The sequence below is a fragment of the Clostridium sp. M62/1 genome (assembly GCF_020736365.1).
Taxonomy (GTDB): domain Bacteria; phylum Bacillota; class Clostridia; order Lachnospirales; family Lachnospiraceae; genus Otoolea; species Otoolea saccharolyticum_A.
This window is the reverse complement of the sequence record NZ_CP085988.1, coordinates 3451462-3471237: the sequence shown is the minus strand read 5'-3', so window position 1 is coordinate 3471237 and position 19776 is coordinate 3451462. Positions and strand designations below refer to the sequence as shown.

Annotated in this window: 15 protein-coding genes and 1 tRNA gene; 13 read left to right on the top strand and 3 right to left on the bottom strand. The window is 49.3% G+C overall.

What is annotated here, in order from left to right:
- Positions 1-184: 184 nt before the first annotated feature.
- The 7 genes from LK436_RS16115 to LK436_RS16085 all read left to right on the top strand — a co-directional run bounded on the left by LK436_RS16115 (position 185) and on the right by LK436_RS16085 (position 6873).
- Positions 185-278: transfer RNA gene (locus LK436_RS16115), tRNA-Sec, on the top strand.
- Between the two features lie 42 nt (positions 279-320).
- Entirely contained in the window at positions 321-1793 is a 1473-nt protein-coding gene (gene selA / locus LK436_RS16110; RefSeq protein WP_008397386.1) for an L-seryl-tRNA(Sec) selenium transferase, read from the top strand.
- A 4-nt stretch (positions 1794-1797) separates the two neighbouring features.
- Positions 1798-3711 (top strand): selenocysteine-specific translation elongation factor, encoded by a 1914-nt coding sequence (selB, locus tag LK436_RS16105; RefSeq protein WP_008397387.1) that lies wholly within the window; start codon positions 1798-1800, stop codon positions 3709-3711.
- Between the two features lie 153 nt (positions 3712-3864).
- A complete protein-coding gene (gene yedE / locus LK436_RS16100; RefSeq protein ID WP_008397389.1) occupies positions 3865-4953 on the top strand; it encodes a YedE family putative selenium transporter in 1089 nt (362 codons plus the stop codon).
- Positions 4954-4999: 46 nt separating this feature from the next.
- A complete protein-coding gene (locus LK436_RS16095) occupies positions 5000-5206 on the top strand; it encodes a sulfurtransferase TusA family protein (RefSeq protein ID WP_008397390.1) in 207 nt (68 codons plus the stop codon).
- Between the two features lie 183 nt (positions 5207-5389).
- Positions 5390-5626 (top strand): DUF3343 domain-containing protein, encoded by a 237-nt coding sequence (locus LK436_RS16090; RefSeq protein ID WP_044931217.1) that lies wholly within the window; start codon positions 5390-5392, stop codon positions 5624-5626.
- Between the two features lie 98 nt (positions 5627-5724).
- Positions 5725-6873 (top strand): aminotransferase class V-fold PLP-dependent enzyme, encoded by a 1149-nt coding sequence (locus LK436_RS16085; RefSeq protein WP_008397392.1) that lies wholly within the window; start codon positions 5725-5727, stop codon positions 6871-6873.
- A 256-nt stretch (positions 6874-7129) separates the two neighbouring features.
- Here LK436_RS16085 and LK436_RS16080 read toward each other — a convergent pair whose 3' ends face one another.
- Together LK436_RS16080 and LK436_RS16075 are read right to left on the bottom strand one after the other, a co-directional pair.
- Entirely contained in the window at positions 7130-8731 is a 1602-nt protein-coding gene (locus LK436_RS16080; RefSeq protein WP_008397394.1) for a Na+/H+ antiporter NhaC family protein, read from the bottom strand.
- Between the two features lie 373 nt (positions 8732-9104).
- Complete coding sequence (locus LK436_RS16075; protein ID WP_008397396.1) at positions 9105-10826, bottom strand: sigma-54 interaction domain-containing protein; 1722 nt, start codon at positions 10824-10826, stop codon at positions 9105-9107.
- Positions 10827-11291: 465 nt separating this feature from the next.
- Here LK436_RS16075 and LK436_RS16070 point away from each other — a divergent pair, with 465 nt between their 5' ends.
- The 4 genes from LK436_RS16070 to LK436_RS16055 all read left to right on the top strand — a co-directional run bounded on the left by LK436_RS16070 (position 11292) and on the right by LK436_RS16055 (position 16678).
- Positions 11292-12089: an SDR family NAD(P)-dependent oxidoreductase gene (locus LK436_RS16070; protein ID WP_044931122.1), complete on the top strand. Its 798-nt coding sequence runs from the start codon at positions 11292-11294 to the stop codon at positions 12087-12089.
- 125 nt (positions 12090-12214) lie between these two features.
- A complete protein-coding gene (gene gcvPA, locus LK436_RS16065) occupies positions 12215-13606 on the top strand; it encodes an aminomethyl-transferring glycine dehydrogenase subunit GcvPA (RefSeq protein WP_044931220.1) in 1392 nt (463 codons plus the stop codon).
- Positions 13607-13629: 23 nt separating this feature from the next.
- The gene (gcvPB, locus tag LK436_RS16060) at positions 13630-15195 is read left to right on the top strand and encodes an aminomethyl-transferring glycine dehydrogenase subunit GcvPB (protein WP_008397400.1); all 1566 of its coding nucleotides are present in this window, start codon (positions 13630-13632) and stop codon (positions 15193-15195) included.
- Between the two features lie 352 nt (positions 15196-15547).
- The gene (locus LK436_RS16055; RefSeq protein WP_008397401.1) at positions 15548-16678 is read left to right on the top strand and encodes an ATP-NAD kinase family protein; all 1131 of its coding nucleotides are present in this window, start codon (positions 15548-15550) and stop codon (positions 16676-16678) included.
- A gap of 210 nt (positions 16679-16888) precedes the next feature.
- Here the strand turns inward: LK436_RS16055 and LK436_RS16050 are convergent, their stop codons facing one another.
- The gene (locus tag LK436_RS16050; RefSeq protein WP_044931128.1) at positions 16889-17710 is read right to left on the bottom strand and encodes a YwaF family protein; all 822 of its coding nucleotides are present in this window, start codon (positions 17708-17710) and stop codon (positions 16889-16891) included.
- Between the two features lie 412 nt (positions 17711-18122).
- On the opposite strand from LK436_RS16050, the gene LK436_RS16045 reads away from it, so the two are divergent.
- Both LK436_RS16045 and LK436_RS16040 read left to right on the top strand, forming a co-directional pair.
- Entirely contained in the window at positions 18123-18971 is an 849-nt protein-coding gene (locus LK436_RS16045) for a basic amino acid ABC transporter substrate-binding protein (protein WP_044931131.1), read from the top strand.
- 110 nt (positions 18972-19081) lie between these two features.
- Positions 19082-19774 (top strand): amino acid ABC transporter permease, encoded by a 693-nt coding sequence (locus LK436_RS16040; RefSeq protein ID WP_008397408.1) that lies wholly within the window; start codon positions 19082-19084, stop codon positions 19772-19774.
- The last annotated feature ends 2 nt before the right edge of the window (positions 19775-19776 follow it).

The window sequence follows — 19776 nt, the reverse complement described above, 5'->3', positions numbered from 1 at the left end:
CTTCTCCCCTCTCACCCGGGAAGAGTGTAAAGTGGATAAAGGTCGGGAAAGGATGCAGTTTTTTTGTGACTTTTCTGGAACAAAAAAACTGCATCCTTTCCCGACCGCCCCATTTACAAAATTCCCTAAAATTCTTGACAGAAAACTGAATATATGATAGTATTTTACATGCTATGCAGAATGAGGAGGCAGATAGGTTGCTGGTGTGCCTCGCGGTCTTCAAAACCGTTGTGGGGAGTTAAGAGCTCCCCGGGTGGGTTCGATTCCCACCTCCTCCGTTTCTTTTTCATCTGGTAGTCATAAGGAAGGATAATATTGCTATGGGAGAAAAACAGGTTTTACTGCGTAAAATCCCTAAGATTGATGAGGTGCTGCGAGATGAGCGCCTTATTTTTTTTATGGAGAAAATGCCGCGCAGTGTGATTGTGGAGGCTGTGCGCGAACAGATTGACGCGCTGAGAGCCGGAATTTTAGAAGGAAAAACAGACAGAGTGATGAGCCGGGAGCAGGTGGCTGACGAGGCGCTGAAGCTGATCCGGCTGCGCCAGAAGAGGAATTTAAGACGGGTAATCAATGCCACAGGGATTGTGCTTCACACGAACCTGGGGAGGGCGAATCTGTCTGAGAGAGCCATTGAGGGAGTCTGCGAGGCCGCGGCTCATTATTCCACTCTGGAATACGATTTGAAGAAGGGGGCCAGAGGTTCCCGACACAGCCATGTGGAGGAGATTATCAGGAAGGTGACAGGCGCGGAGGCTGCCATGGTGGTGAACAACAATGCAGCTGCCACCATGCTCTGCCTGTCAGCCCTCGCAAGAGGAAAGGAAGTAATTGTGTCCAGAGGAGAGCTGGTGGAGATCGGCGGCTCCTTCCGCATTCCGGAGATTATGGAGGAGAGCGGCGCAATTTTAAGGGACATCGGGACGACAAATAAGACGAAGGTTTCTGACTACCGGAATGCTTACACGGAGGGCGTCACAGGAGCACTCTTAAAGGTCCACACGAGCAATTACAGGATTATCGGATTTACCCAGGAAACCACAGTTCCCGAGCTGGCGGAGCTTGGAAGGGAGTGGAACATTCCTGTTATCTACGACCTCGGCAGCGGACTCATGAATGACCTTGGGGAGTTCGGCATTGACGAGCCGACGGTCCAGGGCGCTCTGAAGGACGGAGCAGATGTGGTGCTGTTCAGCGGAGACAAGCTTTTAGGCGGACCGCAGGGCGGCGTGATCATCGGAAAGAAGGAACTGATTGACAGAATGAAGGCCCATCCCCTTGCCAGAGCATTCCGGGTGGACAAGATGACGCTTTCTGCCATGGAGGCTACTTTCTTCGAGTATCTGGACAGGAGTACGTGCAGGAGAAACGTGCCGATTCTCCGGATGCTTACCATGGGAAGGGAGGAGCTTCTTGAGAGAGCCGGCCGCCTGAAGGCGCTTCTGGAGGAGCAGACAGAGAGCTTTGTCTATGCTGTGGAGGCCTGCGAGGATCAGGTGGGCGGCGGTTCAGCGCCGGGTGTGATGCTTCCTGGCTATGCAGTTTCCATCAAAAGTGATACGATCTCAGAGGCAAGGCTGGAGCGTCTTCTCAGGAAGGCAGAGTTGCCTGTGATTACCCATGTATTCCACGATGCAGTGTATCTGAATGTCCGCACAATCGAGGATGATGAGTTCCAGCGGATTGCAGAGGCTCTCTGCAGAGCAGAGCACAGCAGCGCTGAGATGGAAAAAGAGGAAACGGGAAGGACAGCAGCCCGCCCGGCAGAGACAGAGGCGGACAGGGAGGAATAGCAGGATGCAGAATGTGATTGTTGGAACTGCGGGACATGTGGATCACGGCAAAACCTGTCTGATCAAGGCTCTCAGCGGAATTGACACAGACAGGCTGAAGGAGGAGAAGAAGCGAGGAATCACCATTGAGCTGGGCTTTGCAAACCTTCTGGATACGGACGGTGTCCACATCGGAATTATCGACGTTCCGGGCCATGAGAAGTTTGTCAAAAACATGCTTGCAGGAATCGGAGGCATTGATCTTGTACTTCTCGTAATCGCCCTGGATGAAGGGGTCATGCCCCAGACGGTGGAGCACTTTGAGATCCTGAAAATGCTTCAGATCCGCCAGGGAATCATTGTTCTCACAAAATCTGATACGGTGGACAGCGACTGGGCGGATATGGTTGAGGAGGATGTGAATGAGCTGGTGGAGGGCAGCTTCCTGGAGCAGGCCCCCCGCATCCGAGTGTCATCCTACACCGGGGAGAACATTGAAACGTTAAAGCAGATGATCATTGACATGGCAAAGAAAACCGGAAAGCGCAGGGAGGAGGCCGAGCTGTTCCGCCTTCCCATTGACCGGGTGTTTACCATGGAGGGCTTTGGAACCGTTGTCACAGGTACTCTGATCGAGGGAATGTGTGAAACGGGACAGGAGGTGATGGTCTATCCTCAGGAAAGGCTCTTAAAGATCAGGGGAGTTCAGAGCCATGGCCAGAAGGAGGAAAAGGCTTTTGCAGGGCAGAGGACAGCCATCAATCTGGCAGGCATCAAGAAGGAGGAGCTGAGCCGCGGGGAGGTGCTGGCCTATCCTGGTTCCCTGGTAAACAGTACCATGGTGGATGCGACGCTGAGACTGTTTGGCTCCACACAGAGGAAACTCAAAAACGGCGACCGGGTACATTTAAGCTACGGCTCCGCCCAGGTGATAGGAAAGGTGATCCTGTTGGACGCCGACGTAATCGAGGCGGGGCAGGAGGCCTTTGTTCAGCTTCGCTTCGACGAGCCAATCTGTGTCAAGAGAAATGACAAATTTATTGTCCGCTTCTATTCTCCGGTGGAAACCTTCGGAGGAGGAACCGTGCTGAATCCGGCAGCTGATAAGCACAAGAGGGGCCAGGAGGCGGTGATCGAGTCTCTGCGCCTGAAAAAGACGGGCACAGACATCGAGGTACTGGAACAGATGGTGGACGAGGAGAGCCGCCGATTCCCGGAGCCGAAGGAGCTGGCTGCGTGGATGGATCTGACGGTATCTGAGGCGGAAAAGCTGCTGGATACACTCAGGAATAAAAAGAAGATCCTTCACCTGAACGACGGAAGCTTTGTGGGAAAGGCCTACTGGGAGCGCGTCGCGGAGACTGCAAAGGAGATTCTGGCCCAGTTCCACCGGGAAAATCCCATTGTAGGAGGCATGGATCGGGAAGAGCTTAAGAGCCGTCTGGCGGAGAGACTGCATCTTCAGAGCATGAAGAAAGCGGAGACTCTGATGGCAGAGCTGGAGAAGCGGAAGGTGATTTCCATCCAGGGAAGCATTGTCTCCGTGGCAGGATTTACGGTCAGCTATTCAGACGAGGCGTCGAGACTGGTTACCGATCTGGAAAATATATATAAAAAGGCGGGAATCGAGGTCCCATCCACAGAGGAGCTGGTGAGCGCCTATAAGGATAAAAAGCAGGCCAAGCAGGTGCTGGCAGAGCTTACCAAGCAGGGGGTTCTCGTAAAGGCCGGAACAGGGGTTCTGATGCATAAGGAACACTGGGATCGGGCTCTGAGCGTGCTGAGAGACTACCTGAGCTCCCATCCTGAAATTACTCTGGGAGAATTCAGGGATCTTTTAGGCACCTCAAGAAAATACGCAGTGATGCTGCTGGAGACCTACGATCAGATGAAGATCACGAAGAAGGTGGGGGACGCGAGGATTCCGGGAGGAAAATAGGAACCCTTGGTTTTTTGCCTGGAGCAGCCAGCAGGGAGGCCGCAAAAAGCTATGCATTCCAGGTGAAAAAGAAGGGGACAGGGGAGGTAACCTGTCTGCCCTTCCTTTTCACCTGGTTCATAGAATATACATCCTATAAGGGGGAGATAAGAAATGAATAACAGTAACTTGACAACAAGGCTCGGCCTGGGAGCGATCCTGGGAATTGCGGCAGCGGCGCTGGCGCTTCTGGGGAACCCGGCCAACATGGCGCTCTGTATTGCCTGCTTTATCCGGGATACAGCAGGCTCTATGAAACTGCACTCTGCAGCGATTGTCCAGTATTTCAGACCGGAGATCGTGGGGATTGTGTGCGGAGCGTTTCTGATTTCCATTGCCACGAAGGAGTACCGTTCCACATCTGGCTCCTCACCGATGATCCGTTTCCTGCTGGGCGTGATTATGATGATTGGCTCCCTGGTATTTCTGGGCTGCCCGCTGCGTCTGCTTCTCAGACTTTCAGCCGGAGATCTGAATGCCGTGGTAGCACTTCCAGGCTTTGTGCTGGGAATTTTTACCGGTACTCTTGCCCTTAAGAGAGGATTTTCGCTGGGCAGAGCTTATCCGACCAAGGAATCCAGCGGATTTGTGATCCCGGCACTTCTGGTATTTCTGTTTGTGCTGTCGCTTACAACGACTCTGTTTGTGTCCAGTGAGTCCGGCCCGGGAAGCATGCATGCTCCGGTGGCGGCATCCCTGATCGCAGGACTTGTATTCGGAGCCGTGGCGCAGAAAAGCCGCACCTGCTTTGCAGGAGGTTTTCGCGATGTAATCCTTATGAGAAATTTTGACCTTCTCAGCGTGCTCGGCGGACTGTTTGTTGTAATGCTGGTATTCAACCTGGCCACAGGCGGATTTAAGCTCTCCTTTGCAGGACAGCCGGTAGCTCACTCCCAGCATATCTGGAATTTCCTGGGAATGTATGCAGTGGGATTTGCTGCTGTGCTTGCGGGCGGATGTCCGTTAAGGCAGCTCGTCCTGACAGGACAGGGCTCCTCCGATGCAGCAGTGACCTTTCTGGGACTGTTTGTAGGAGCGGCTTTCTGCCATAACTTTGGTCTGGCGGCTTCGGCGGCGGCAGCGGCTACTGAGACAGCGGAAGCTGTAGCAGGCGGTCCGGCCATGGCTGGAAAGGTGGCGCTGGTGATTGCCATCGTGGTGCTGTTTATGATTGGTTTTTTGCCTTCCAAAGGGAAAAAATAAAAGTGCAGCAGAAAAGTGAAAGATCATGAATGAGAGGTGACAGAGAATGTACGAGGTAGATGCAAGAGGGCTTTCCTGCCCGGAGCCGGTAATGATGACAGCCGATGCCATTAAAAAACATGGAAGTGAAACCATTCGGGTGCTCGTCAGCGAAGTCCATACAAGACAGAATGTGGAGAAATACGCAAAGAGCCAGGGAAAAAATGTTTCTGTCAGAGAAAATGGCGAAGACTTTGAACTGATTATTGAATAAAAAGCAGCAGTTCGGCTTTCGGGATCCCCCGGTGCTTTCGCGCAGAATGCATGAAAGCGCCGGGGGATCCCGTGCCAAACTGCTGAAAACAGAAGTTTATACGTATCGCAAAACGTGTCAGCGGTCCGGATGCCGCCCCAGAGCGGAAGACTGGACCGTTGCAGCATAAATGAAAGAGAGAATATGAGAAAAAAAGAACCGACACTGATTATTACATTCCACACAACAGCCGATGCCATTGCTCTGGAAAAGGCATGCAAGGAGGCCGGAAGGCCGGGGCGCATGATCCCTGTGCCGCGGGAGCTGTCGGCCGGCTGCGGTCTGGCCTGGTGTACAAGCCCGGAACATGCAGAGGTATTTAAAGATTTTCTCCGGAAAAAAGGGCTTGAGTGGGAAGATTTTGCGGAAATTCTGTATTAGAACTGGTAAGAAGTATGATGGCATATTTGTCAAATTTGCCATTTGCAGCTGTCAAACCATAAAACGGTTTTGCAGCAGATTGGAAAGGCGGATACAGTATGATATATTTTGACAATGCGGCTACAACTATGAAGAAGCCCGCCCAGGTAGCAGACGCCGTGTCCAGGGCTCTCATGAATTTTGGAAATTCAGGAAGGGGAGCCAGCGAGGCGTCCATGGACGCCTCGAGAATTATTTTCAGCACAAGGGAAAAAATCGCCCGCCTGTTTCATGCGGGAGAGCCTAGGCAGACGGCGTTTACCTGCAATGCGACAGAGAGCCTCAATACAGCCATCTGCGGGCTGATCGGGCCTCAGGATCATGTGATCACGACAGTCCTGGAGCACAACTCCGTTTTAAGGCCTTTGTTTCATCTGGCAGAGCAGGGCACCGATGTGTCCTTTGTCACCTGCGACAGCCTGGGAAGGCTGAAATATGAAGAATTTGAGGCAAATCTCAAGAAAAACACCAAGGCGGTGATCTGTACCCATGCTTCCAATGTGACAGGAAATGTGGTGGATCTGAAGAGAGTGGGGGAGTTCTGTAAAAAACACGGCCTTCTTTTTATCGCCGACATTTCCCAGACAGCAGGAGCCTATCCGGTGGATATGGAGGTATTTCAGGCGGATGTCCTGTGCTTTACCGGGCATAAGGGTCTGATGGGACCTCAGGGAACGGGAGGCCTCTGTGTCCGGGAGGGAGTGGATATTGCACCTCTCAAGCGGGGAGGCAGCGGAGTCCACAGCTTTCTGAAAGAACACCCTTCCGAGATGCCGGTGAGGCTTGAAGCGGGAACTCTCAACGGCCACGGAATTGCCGGCCTTAATGCAGCCCTGGACTTTATCGATAAGACAGGCGTGGAGAATATCCACAGCCGGGAAAACGCTCTTCTGATGCAGTTTTATGAGGGTGTAAGAGGCATACCCGGTGTCAAAGTCTACGGCGATTTTGAGGACAGTCTGAGCCGTTTCAGGAGGACGGCTGTGGCGGCCATTAACATTGGGGAGTACGATTCCTCGAGAGTCAGCGATGAGCTGGAAACGGTCTATGGAATCGCCACGCGGCCGGGAGCCCACTGTGCTCCTCTGATGCACCAGTCTCTGGGAACTGTGGAGCAGGGAATCGTGAGATTCTCCTTCTCCTGGTTTAACACAGAGGAGGAAATTGAAGCAGGAATCAGAGCTGTGAGAGAGATGGCCAAAGAGTAAAAAAGAAAACTGCAAAGAGATGCGGGAGGAATGTGAGAGTTTTGTGACTTTACCGGAACAAAATCCTCACATTCCTCCCGTTTTATGTCTGTTTTCTTACAGGAGAGAGTCATGAAAAGAAAATGGAGCGGGAAGAGAGCAGAAGTTCAATAAAAAAAGAAGCTTTACGGCTTTTGCGATGCTGCCGTAAAGCTTCTTTTTTATTCAATTTTCTTTTTTTTCACTCTGTGCTTTTTGCACAGCCCCTCGTACAATTTTATTTTGCTACCACATGATCTTCTGTCATGGTCTTTGAGTAGTTTGGATCAATTCCATACTTCTTCATGAAGATGTTATGTAAGATAATCTGTAAGAAGTACAGCGCCACAAGTCCGACCGGAATCAGAATAACCGGGGAGAGGCGGAAGAAGCCGTACAGTACATACAGAACTGCGATAACTGCGCCAACGGTACAGGTGTAAGGAATCTGCGTACCAACGTGGTCGATGTGGTCTGCGCCTGAGAACAGGGAGGCCATAACGGTGGTATCAGATACCGGTGAGCAGTGGTCGCCGAAGATAGCTCCTGATAATACGGCGCCGCACATACCAACGGAGAAGTGCACATCGTTTGTGATCATGTAGGCCAACTGGATAGCCAGAGGAGTCATGATAGCCATGGTTCCCCAGGAAGTACCGGTTGCGAATGCAACTAACATGGAGCAGAGCAGTACCAGAACAGGAAGAAGTCCTGTCGGGATGTTGCCGCCTACATAGTGAGCAACGAACTCTCCAAGTCCCATACTCTTTGTAACCTCAGCCAGTGACCAGGCCATAACCAGAATAGCTCCTGTAAGGGCCATCAGCTTGAAGCCGTCTACGATAGTAGACATGGTCTCGTCGAAGGTCATGATCTTGGAAACAAGGGCGATTACGATACCTGTAACTGCCATTCCGAAGGAGCCCCAGTAGAGAGCCAGCTGAACATCGCAGACATTTAAGATGTCCATAAGTCCGGAACCGGTACGATCCGGGCTGGTCCATCCTGTGTAGATGATACCGAAAATGATGATAGCGAATGTAATAACAATCGGAAGAACGAAGGAGCGGATCATCGGTTTTGTCTGCTTTGCCTCTCCAAGTTCGCTTCCTACATCAAGCATTGGCTTTGCACCTGGACGTGTAAACTGTCCAGTCTCCAGACAACGGGCCTCAGCCTTTAACATTGGACCGTAGTCGCGTCCTGTGTACATCAGCATTCCCACGAAAAGCAGGGTGAAGATAGAGTACATATTGAACGGAAGAGTCTGGAAATAAGCGCCTACAGGAGTAAGACCTGTGATTCCTGCTGCGTCAAGTCCCTGGCCAATCATACCGATCTGGTAAGCGATCCAGTCGGAAATGAAGAATGCAGCTGCCGGAGCGGCTGTAGCGTCGAGAACGTAGGAGAATTTCTCAGATGAGATACGGTACTCTTTACAGATATCGCGGAATACGTTTCCGTCGATAGCAGCTGCCAGACAGTCGTTAACGGAGCAGCACATACCGAGTCCCCAGGTTCCCAGGCAGACAGAGCGGCGCTTTTTGAAACGCTTCTTGGCAGCAGCTGCCAGAGCGAAGCTTCCGCCCAGCTTCCAGATGAAAGAGATGCCGACGCCCATGAACAGGGTGAACAGGAGCAGGACAATATTCCCGGACATATTCACTGCAATCTGATCCAGAGCGTAAGCACAGGCTGCAAACGGGTTCCAATTAGAAATAATCAGACATCCGGCAAACAAACCTGCAAACATAGAGATAAGTACCTGTTTCGTCGCGAAGCAAAGCGCAATCGCAATCACAGGCGGTACGAGGGCTAAAATGCCATAACCAGTTTCCATATAGTTTCCTCCTCTTTTATGAAATTGTTGTCTAACTAAAAAGCAAGAAAGATGCCAAGAAAATAAAATGTGCGAAAAAGATATAAAAAATACATTATAGTTTGATAAAAAAACGCTGAAAAAAGGGCTTTTTGTCGTCAGTTAAAATTTTGTAAAAGGAGTGAAATAGGTTTTTTGATAAGGCCGGAAGATGCAAAAAAACAGAAAGTATGAAGATAAATTGACAGCTGAATCTGTCATAAAAGGTGTCAATGGAATGTCAAATTTGACAAATATCTTAAAAAACAATTAAAATTTCTGGCTGGAAAGGCAGAGATTTTCTGCCCGGCTTCCAGCCAGTCTTTCCTAAACATATAGCAAATCGATAATTAAGTTAAAGCTGCATCTGATTCAGCTTGCGGTAAAGAGTTCTCAGGCTGATTCCGAGGGCAGCTGCAATTCGTTTCTTGCCCTCAAGTGTATGGCCGTAGGTTGCCAGAAGCTCCTGAATCTGCTTTTCCTGGGAATCGGGAAGATGAGCGGAGCGGGGTTCCTGCTTTTCACTGAATTCCAGATTCAGCCTTGAAATCAGATGTTCCGGCAGATCGGAAGGATTCAGTGTGTCCCCGTCGCAGAGGTTGGCCGCATACTCAATAACGTTCTGAAGCTCTCGGATATTTCCGGGCCAGGGATAATTGAGGAACAGCTTCTCTGCCTCAGACGAGATTTTTCTGAGGGGAGTGCTCATGCGGCTGTGCAGCAGCTCCAGATAATTTTTGCTGATGGGTATAATGTCATCTTTCCGCTCCCGGAGAGGGGGCAGCTTAATATTAATTACGCTGATACGGTAGAAGAGATCCTCACGAAATTTACCCTCTTTGATCATATCAGCAAGATCACGGTTGGTAGCTGCCACAATTCTAATGTCCAAATGGATTTTTTTGGTGGAGCCTACCCTCTCCAGCTCATATTCCTGCAGGACGCGCAGCAGCTTTGGCTGGACAGAGAGGGGCATTTCCCCCAGCTCATCGAGAAACAGGGTTCCGCCCTGAGCCAGCTCAATTTTTCCCATTTTTCCGCCCTTTTTTGCTCCCGTAAAGGAGCCTTCCTCGTAGCCGAACAGTTCGCTTTCGAAGAGGTTTTCAGGGATACTGGAACAGTTGATAGCTACAAAGGGATATTTTGCCCGGCGGCTCTGCTCATGGATGGACCGGGCTACCAGCTCTTTTCCCGTTCCAGTCTCCCCGGTAATCAGGATGGGGGTGGGGCTGTCAGCCACACGCTTGATCATCTTTTGTATATGAGAGAATTCCTTGCTGGAACCGATGAGCTTCTGAAAAGAGCCGGATTCTGCCTGGCTTTCATAAAACTCGTTTGAAATTCTCACAAGGATCGAGTGGATGTGATCTCCGGAGTAGATGGAGCGGGTCGTCACCTTGGCGGTATTCTCGCCGATAGATACTTTCTTTTCGTACAGATCATTGCCGGAGGTGATTTTTCTGGCAGTGTCCTCGGAAAAGATCTGGCGCAGGCTGGTGGCTGACACATTGCAGAACTTGAGAATTTTTGCCGCCAGGCTGTTGTAGCGCAGGACGACGCCGTTGGGATCTGTTAAGAGCAGCGGCTGTTCGTACAGCGCCATCAGATTCTCAATGAGGTTTATCGTGTCTGCAGCGGATCCGTCGTCTGAGAGCTGCTGAAGGTATTCGCCGATCAGGCTCGAGAGCTTTGTAATGGCATTCAGGTAGATATCCGTATGCGCGGAAACGCGCTTTTGTCCTTCTTTTGTAAAGGCGGTAAAGGAGATAACCCCGGCCACCTCTGTTCCGCTGTGGATGCAGCAGAGGATTTCCATGGTAGCGGGGCAGTGCTCGTTAAAACGGCATCCGATGCAGGCAGGCATTTTGCCAGGCTCTGTGACAAGGACATTGCCATTGACAATGACATCCTGGATGAACGCGTAGTGGACTGCATTGCCCTTTTTCTTCAGATAGGTGGGAGTGCAGAAAAACAGGTTGCTCTCATTGTCAAAAACGGCGGCTTCCACGCGGAAGGCCTCAGCGGCTGCTGAAACAAAGTGCTCGACAGCAGAGCGCATATCTTCTAACTGAGTCATAATTGTTCCCCCTATGATTGATCGTATTTTATAATATAATAGGATGTACAGTTTGACAGCTAGATTATAACACACAGGAAAAATGATGACAATATCTTGAAAAAAGATGACAAACTATTGACATTTGCCATCAAAACCTGGAAAATATGACAAATCAGGTGACATTAAAATGGCAAAAAGCCTTTGCAGACAGCCATCACAAAAGAAAATAAAAAAACAAAAAGCGGCATTTTATTCAGGAAAAAGGCCGTTTTTACTAATAAAGAGGGAATAAAATACAGATAAATGAAAAAGTTCTGCTTTTTTTGGCATGAGCCTTGCTTTAATAAATGGGTGAAAAAAGGATACGGCTTTTAAAAGCAAAACAGAAGAGAAAGAAAAGGCTGAAAGAGCAAAAGCGGCTTCTGTTTTAACCGGTAACCTGTACGCATTAATAATGAACATATATAAAGGAGGATGACATTTATGATCACAAAGAAAGATCCATTAAACCTGACTGGCAAGGTAGCAGTTGTTACGGGCGGAAGCTCAGGAATCGGACTGGGAGTTGTTGAGATTCTCTCCGCTTACGGCGCAAAGGTAGCTATGGTAGATATCAGCCCGAAGGGTGAGGAGAAAGCTGAGGAGCTTCGCCAGGCAGGCAGAGATGTGACATTCTTCAAATGTGATGTTACAAACGAGGAGCAGGTAAAGGCAACGATTGACGGCGTTGTAGCAAAATATGGAAGAATTGATATCCTTCACAACAATGCAGGCGTTACAGTAAGAAAGACTATCGCAGACCTGACAGAGAAGGAGTGGGATTTCGTTCTGGATGTAGGCTTAAAGGGACTGTTCCTGTTCTCCAAGTACACAATCCCGGTAATGGCAGCAAACGGCGGCGGAAGCATCATCAACACAGGTTCCGGCTGGGGCTTAAAGGGAGGCGACCTGGCAGCTGCTTACTGCGCAGTTAAGGGCGGTATTGTAAACGTAACAAGAGCTATGGCTATTGACCACGGTCATCAGAACATCCGTGTCAACAGCGTAAACCCAGGCGACACAGATACAGCAATGCTCCGCGATGAAGGAAAGCAGACAGGCGTTGTCAAAGAGGGCGGCGAGCAGATGGATTCTTATCTGGCAGACTGCGGAACTGGCAGACCTCTTGCAAGAATCGGTATGCCGGAGGATATCGCAAATGCAGTTCTCTTCCTGGCAAGCGACTTATCAAGCTGGATCACAGGTGCAGCACTGGTAGTAGACGGCGGCGGAATCGCATAATCAGCCGTTCTGGAAGCTGCTCTCAGGCAGCACAGACTGCATGAAGGAAGAAATGAAGGGAAATGGGGCAGAACGCCTCATTTCCCCGGAATATAAAACCCGAAATTAAAGGAGGAATTATAAAAATGAAAGGATATGCAAGCCATCCTTACATACCGAACTCAGTTCCTGAGATTCAGGAGGAGATGCTCCACGAGATCGGAATGAACTCTCTGGAGGAGCTTCACAAGAACGTTCCAGAGATTTTAAAATTAAAAGAGAATATGAACCTGCCGAAGGCATTTGGTTCTGAGTATGAGCTGAGAAGACACGTGGAGAAAGTTCTCTCCAAGGATACAGACTGCCACAAGAACTTAAACTTCTTAGGCGCAGGCTGCTGGCAGCATTACGTTCCGGCTATCTGCGACGAGATCAACGGAAAGGGCGAGTTCTTAACAGCATACGGCGGCGAGCCATACAACGATGAGGGACGTTTCCAGTCTCTGTTCGAGTATGCCAGCATGGTTGCTGAGTTAGTAGATATGGACGTTGTAAACGTACCTACTATGGACTGGGCACAGGCTGCCGCTACAACAGTAAGAATGGCACAGAGAATCACAAACCGCTCTGTTGTTCTGGTTCCTGAGATTATCGATCCTCAGAAGCTGGCCGTTATGAAGAACTACGCAGAGAGCGTAATCAAGTTCGAGAAGGTAAAGGCAACCGCTCAGGGAACCATTGATTTAGATGACTTAAAGGCAAAATTAAACGACGATGTAATCGGTATGTATTTCGAGAACCCGAACTACTTAGGCGTGATTGAACCAAACGGACAGGCTATCTCCGATGCAGTACATGCAGCAGGCGGATTAAGCCTTGTAGGTATTGATCCGATTTCCTTAGGCGTTCTGGCTACACCTCCGACATACGGTGCAGATATTGTCTGCGGTGACTTACAGCCACTGGGCATTCATATGTTCTACGGCGGCGGCCAGTCCGGATTTATGGCTACAACAGATGATGAGAAGTTCGTTATGGAGTTCCCGTCCAGACTGTTTGGTATCGCTCCGACTTCCGAGCCAGGCGAGTACGGCTTCGGTGATGTTGCCTACGACAGAACTTCTTTCGGACACCACAGAGAGCATGGTAAAGAGTACGTTGGTACACAGTCTGCACTTTGGGGAATCACAGCAGGCGTTTACCTGGCTACTATGGGACCTCAGGGTATGGCAGAGGTTGACGAGTTAATCATGGCAAATGCACAGTACGCTGCAAAGAAGCTCTCCGAGATTCCTGGAATCAAGGTAAATCCATTCGGAAGCGTATTCTTCAAAGAGTTTGTCATTGACTTTACAGAGACAGGAAAGACTGTTGAGGAGATCAACAAGGCTCTCCTTGTAAAGGGCATCTTCGGAGGAAAAGACTTATCCAAGGAGTTCCCGAATCTGGGACAGTCTGCTCTGTACTGCGTGACAGAGGTTCATATGAAGGAAGATCTGGATACACTGGCAGCAGCAATCGCTGAGGTTATCAAATAGGCTGCGCGGAAAGGAATGATATTGTGAAAAGAATAGATAGATCATCAAAGGTCAGAACAAAATTTCACCAGGCAAAATGGGATGAGCCGATCATTTACGAGTTAAGCACCCCAGGTGAGAGAGGTATTTTAGTAGGTGCTCCTGAGGAAGAGGTTGCCAAGGAAGTAAAAGGTACAGCAGCTATTCCGGAGGGCATGAAGAGAAGCACAAAGTTAAACCTGCCGGAAATGTCCCAGAGCCGTGTTCTTCGCCACTATGCAAGACTGGCACAGCAGACATTAGGCGCTGATGTGAACATCGAGATCGGCCAGGGAACCTGTACAGTTAAGTACAGCCCGAAGGTAAACGAGCAGTTATCTGCCCTGATCCGCGACTACCATCCATTACAGGATCCGTCCACTGTACAGGGTATGCTGGAGATTTTCTACAATACAGATAAGTATATGTGCGAGATTTCCGGAATGGATCACTTCTCCTTCCAGCCAAGCGGCGGTTCCCAGGGTATCATGACCATGGCTTCTGTTATCCGCGCTTACTTCAAGGACAAGGGAGAGGACAGAAACGAGATCATCACAACCATTTACTCCCATCCGTCTGATGCGGCAGCTCCTGCAGTAGCTGGATTTAAGATTATCTACTTACAGCCAGACCCAGTGACAGGACTTCCGACCTTAGAGCAGTTAAAGGCAGCATGCTCTGAGAAGACAGCAGGCTACATTGTAGCAAACCCAGAGGATACAGGCGTTTACAACGGCCATGTAAAAGAGTTCGTTGACTACGTTCACTCCATCGGCGGTCTCTGCGCTTACGATCAGGCAAATGCAAACGGCCTCTTAGGAGTTACAAGAGCAAGAGATGCCGGATTCGATATGTGCTTCTTCAACCTGCACAAGACATTCTCCACACCTCACGGATGCGGCGGCCCAGCCTGCGGCGCTACAGGTGTTCAGAAGGATCTGGTTAAATTCCTTCCGGCTCCGATCATCGACTACGACGGAGAGAAGTACTTCTTAAACTATGACATCTGCGCAAATCCAAATGCAGTTGGAAAGGTCAGAGAGTGGTACGGCGTTGCTGAGGTTGTATTAAAGGCATACTGCTGGATCAGAAGCATGGGTCCGGACGGATTATACCAGGTTGCAAAGACCTCTGTATTAAACAACAACTACCTGTTCAAGAAACTGATGGAGCTTCCGGAAGTTTCCGCATACTACCAGGACGGCAACAACCAGAGAGTAGAGCAGGCAAGATACTCCTTAGAGAATCTGGAGAAGGAAACAGGAATCGGAACACTGGATGTTCAGAGAAGAATGATGGATTTCGGTATGCATTACTGGACTTCCCACCATCCATTCTATCTGCCTGAGCCGATGACCTTAGAGCCGACAGAGACACCATCCAAGAAGGATATCGACGAGTACATCGAGACTCTGAAATACGTATTCAAGGAGGCTCACGAGAATCCGGAGATCATCAAGACCGCTCCTCACAGAAGCGTAACACATCAGGTAGACGAGTCCGGCATGGATGATCCGGCAAGATGGGCAACCACCTGGAAAGTATACCAGAGAAAATACAACGAAGACTAATTTTGTGCGGAACGCAGAAGGTTAGCCGCTGCCCGAACGGAGCGAAGTTTGGGTTTCCCTAAGTAAAGATAAGTGTTTTTTCTAAAAGAAGAGCTGCTGCCGCACCTCTCCGAAGCGTATGCAGGAGAAGTCACAGCAGCCTTCTTTTTCTCTGTCTGTTTCAGGAACTGGAAGTTTGAGGATCAATATCTCTGAAATTAGAAATCAATCTGTGGGGAAAAATTTACTTTTCCGCATTAGCAGAACAGGGGGAATTATGATATAATTTTTTGTGACTTTACCGGAATAAAAAATTATATCATAATTCCTCCGTCACCCCTGCACAGTTATAGAAAAAGGAGTAAATACAACCATGAAAAAATTAGGCCTAATTATTAACCCGGTGGCCGGAATGGGAGGCAGTGTGGGCCTCAAGGGCACCGATCATATGGTGGAAGAAGCGCTCAGGCGCGGTGCCAAGCCCAGGGCCAATGAGAGGGTGCGCATTGCCCTCGCGGAGCTTCTGGAACTGAAGGATGAAATAGAAATTCTCACCTACCCCGGCGATATGGGGGCGGAGGCAGCAGAGGAGCTGGGATTTAAGACCGCTGTTCTGATGCCTGAGGGGGGAAAGGATCTGAATGCCCTTCTCGACAGCTCACGGGCTGATACTCTCTCCCTGGCAAGGCGTCTGAAAGAGGAGGGAGTGGATCTCCTGCTGTTTGCAGGCGGAGACGGAACGGCCCGCGATATCTACGAGGGAGTGGGAACGGAGCTTCCTGCTCTGGGGATCCCGGCAGGAGTAAAAATTCACTCTCCTGTTTATGCCAAAAATCCTCAGAGCGCCGGAAGTCTTGCAAAGCTGTGGCTGTCAGGAAAGGTGACAAAGACGGCGGAGCAGGAGGTACTGGATATTGACGAGGATCTCTACCGCCAGGAAATTATCAACACAAGGCTGTACGGCTACCTTTCCGTCCCCTTGGAGCACGTATTTACCCAGAACAGAAAGGCGCCGACTCCTCTCTCGGAGACAGCTGCCATCGAGTCCATCGCCCATGAGATTGTGGAGCATATGGACCCAGACACCTACTACCTGATCGGAGCAGGAACCACCACCAGGGGAATCATGCAGATGCTGGGGCTGAAAAATACGCTGATCGGCGTTGATCTGATAAAGAACCGGGAACTGGTGGCAAATGATCTCTACGGGGATAAAATCCTTGACTATATCAGAGGCAAGAAGACAAAGCTGGTTGTGACAGTGACGGGAGGGCAGGGCTTCCTCTTTGGTCGTGGAAACCAGCAGATTACGCCGGAGGTGATCCGGGAGATTGGCAGGGAGAATATTATAATTATCGCTACCAAGGCGAAGATCGCGGAATTTCATCATCAGCCGTTCCTGGTAGACACACCGGATCAGAAGCTGAACCAGGAGCTGTGCGGCTATTACCGCGTGGTGACGGCATATGGTGAATTCACTATGTGCAGAGTAAGTGAAAATTAGAGACTGCCATTGCGGCAGAGTGCCGGCTTTAATTAATGAAGGAATGTTTCATAATGAAGGAATATTTAATAATGAAGAAATATTTTGCAATGAGAAATATTTCATAAAAACAAAATAACTTTGAGGTGAAGGATGGCTGCTGCGGGCAGCCGTCCTTTTATCTTACAGACACCGGGGGATTATGGAGATTTTTACTCGTGCTGTTCTGTGTTACAGAAGCTCATGCCGTGTCATTTTGACGCTTTTTTTGCGATGCTTTGACACTGCACCTGAAATCTCCTTCATCAGAAAGGCTCCCGCTATAATTGCGGCCAGGTAAGCAATATTTCCTGCAGAAATACCAAAGCGCTCGGCAATCTGGTGGAAAACAATCTGTGTATTTGGATAAAATGGGGATATGTAAAACATGTCCGCATCCTGCCAGGGCGGCAGGGCAACCTGCCGTGACAGGACGTTGATTCCCGCAGCAATGGCACAGCAGGAGAGAAAGAGGGCGGTGGTTTTCAGGAATACATCATTTCCAGACGAGGTACGGCCGGAAAACAGGATGAAAAAGCCGATGAATACGAGAATTCCATGCCAGAAAAAGCCGTGCAGGGTCAGCGTCCAGTAGGGATGCATCAGCCCGCTGGGCTCTGCAAAAACCAGCAGGGCGCCTAAAAGGTTGTACTGGTACATGAAGGTGAAGAGCAGAGCCCTCTTTCTGGCTGTGAGAAAGGGGAGGAACAGGCAGAGGTACATGGGAAGGCTGCACAGCTGAAAGGGGAAGTACCACCAGTTGTAGTGGCCGTTATTTTCAATATAGTAGATAAAGAGCTGTTTATACAGTTCGCAGCAGAAGAGAAGTATTCCCAGTCCGGTCAGAAGCCGTATGGCCTGCGGTTCACCCAGATGGCGCAGTTTCCAGGCCAGGAGGAGGGCCAGGGAAATCAGAATAAAACTGAGAGACAGGTGAAAGACAGAGCCGGGAGCAGGAGGCTCCATCGGCCAGGCGGTCGGCTCTAAAATATAGTTTAAGAGCAGGTATTTCATAAAATAACCTCTTTTCGTATGGTAATCGTTCGTTTCGGCAGATTCAGTATAGTCCTTTCCAGGGAAAAAGACAAGCAGCTGTGAGGGTGCGGCTTCTGTAAATGATAAAATATTCATGAAACGTGTATAAACCAGTATTTTAGATGTTTTGAATGAATAAATAAACAACTACAAGTTTTATTTATACAAAAAAACAGTTGACTATTTACAGAAAATGCGTATAATAATGATATATCAGAGAAATACAGGGAATACATAAATATTCAAAAGAATAAGAGAAATGGATTCTCTGTACTGCCAACGGAAAAGGACAGCAAGGTTTTGACTTTCAGCCCAGGGTCAAAGAGATCCATGGGCATATAAATGGAAACTGTAAACGAAAATGAAAAGAAGGTAAATGGAGGAGTCTATTATGAAAAAGAAATTTTTAGCATTATCTATGGCAGCAGTTATGGCAGCAGCTCTGGCAGGCTGCTCATCAGGAGGCAGCACAGCAGACACCACAGCTGCGGCAGCTGAGGAGACGACAGCAGCAGGTTCTGAGGCAGTTGCAGAAGGATCGACGGCGGCCGAGGATGCTGAGGCAGCGGAGGAGACTGCAGGCGGCACATTAATTATGGGAACAAATGCAACCTTCCCACCATATGAGTACTATGACGGCGATGCGATTGTGGGAATTGATGTTGAGATTGCAGAGGCAATCGGAGAAAAGCTGGGAATGGATGTACAGGTTGAGGATATGGAGTTTGACGCTCTGATTCCTGCCCTGGTCAGCGATAAGGTAGACTTTGTTGCAGCAGGAATGACTGTGACACCGGACAGAGAGGCATCTGTAAACTTTACAGACACATACGCGACAGCGGCTCAGGTGATTATTGTCAAAGAGGGAAGCGACATTGCCTCCGTTGATGACCTGGCCGGCAAGGTAGTGGGCGTTCAGCTGGGAACGACAGGAGATCTTCTCGTGAGCGAGATTGAGGGCACAACAGTTGAGCGTTACAATAAGGGATTTGAGGCAGTTCAGTCTGTGACTCAGGGTAAGATTGACGCAGTGGTAATCGACAACGCTCCTGCCAAGAACTTTGTTGCGCAGGATGAGGGGCTGGTAATTCTCGAAGAGGCATTATCTTCTGAGGACTATGCTATGGCAGTGAACAAGGATAACACAGAGCTTTTAGAGCAGATCAACGGAGCCATTGCAGAGCTGAAAGAAGAGGGAACTCTTGACGCCATTGTTGACAAATATATCCCGGCAGAGTAAACTTAATGGAAACAGAAAATCGACGGCTGCACCTGTGACTGAATAGGTGCAGCTTTCCTGTGGTAAAAGGACAGGAATGCGGATCAAAAAAGTGAGAGAGAACAGGGAATATGTGGAATCAGTTTGTGGATACGTTTACCAGAAATTTTATTAATGGGGATAACTGGCATTACATTGCAGACGGCCTTGTGACAACCATTCAGATTACATTTTTTGCAGTGCTGGTGGGTATTGTAATCGGCTTTATTGTGGGAATCATCCGGTCGACCTACGATAAGACGCACCGCTTGAAAATTCTGAATTTCATCTGCAATGTCTATCTGACTGTTATAAGAGGAACACCAGTGCTGGTGCAGCTTTTGATTATTTACTATGTAATTTTTGCCAGCGTCAGAATCGACAAGGTGCTGGTGGCAGTTCTGGCCTTCGGAATTAACTCAGGCGCCTATGTGGCGGAGATCTTCCGAAGCGGAATCATGTCCATTGACAATGGACAGTTTGAGGCGGGAAGAAGCCTTGGCTTTAACTACCCGCAGACTATGTGGTATATTATCATGCCGCAGGCGTTTAAAAATGTGCTTCCGGCTCTCTGCAATGAGTTTATCGCCCTTCTGAAGGAGACCTCCATTGCCGGATACATCGGGCTTCAGGATCTGACCAAGGGCGGAGACATTATCAGAAGCCGTACCTACAGTGCATTTATGCCGTTGATTGCAGTGGCATTGATTTATCTTGCGATTGTGCTTATCTTTACGCAGCTTATCAAGATTCTGGAAAGGAGGCTTAGACAGAGTGAGCACTAACA